The sequence below is a fragment of the Aquitalea sp. S1-19 genome (assembly GCF_024343515.1).
Genome location: NZ_RJTZ01000335.1, coordinates 1 through 825, shown reverse-complemented (window position 1 = coordinate 825; position 825 = coordinate 1). Strand labels below are relative to the sequence as shown.

Annotated in this window: 2 protein-coding genes; both read left to right on the top strand. The window is 54.4% G+C overall.

Translation table 11 applies throughout. The features are described from left to right. Positions 1-368: S16 family serine protease (locus EGI20_RS18890; protein WP_498633239.1), on the top strand; the 368-nt coding region annotated here is incomplete at its 5' end. Positions 369-540: 172 nt separating this feature from the next. After that, a complete protein-coding gene (locus EGI20_RS18885; RefSeq protein WP_124734539.1) occupies positions 541-810 on the top strand; it encodes an HU family DNA-binding protein in 270 nt (89 codons plus the stop codon). Positions 811-825: the final 15 nt, after the last annotated feature.

Genomic DNA, 825 nt, shown 5'->3' with positions numbered 1-825 from the left:
GCATCGCCATGACCACGGCCATTGTGTCGGTGCTGACCGGAAGTCCGGTGCGCGCCGATGTGGCCATGACAGGCGAAATCACCTTGCGCGGTGAAGTGTTGCCAATTGGCGGCCTCAAAGAGAAACTTTTGGCGGCGCACCGTGGCGGCATCAAGCAGGTGCTGATCCCGCATGGCAATGTGAAGGATCTCGTTGAAATTCCAGCGAATATCAAGGGCAAGCTGGAGATCCATCCAGTCAAATGGATAGATCAGGTATTGGCTTTGGCGCTGGAAAGAATGCCTGAGGCGTTGTCAGAGGATGCAACGTCTGCCAATATGTCGCCATCAGCGGACGCCGTGCAGAATCAGTCCGTCGTGACGCACTGATTCAAGGCGTCGGAAAGAGTTTAAAAGCGCATGAAATACCTCGTGTCAGGCCGCTTTTTTGCCCGGGGCTACCCTCGGGAGGCCGCTTGACACAAGGATTTCAGCCTTGCTATAAATCAGGCGGTTTTGCCGCATACTACGTATTCCGAAGAATGATGAAAGGGGACTTAACGTGAACAAGTCTGAACTGATCGATGCCATCGCAGCCCATGCCGACATTTCCAAGGCAGCTGCTGCCAAAGCGCTGGACGGTGTAATTGTTGCTGTAACCGATACCCTGAAAAACGGCGATGATGTCACGCTGGTCGGTTTTGGTACTTTCTACGTAGGCGAACGTGCCGAGCGTAGCGGTCGCAATCCTAAGACTGGTGAAACCATCACCATTCCTGCCGCCCGTACCCCGAAGTTCCGTGCCGGCAAGGCACTCAAGGATGCACTGTAAACAGTTGCATGCCTG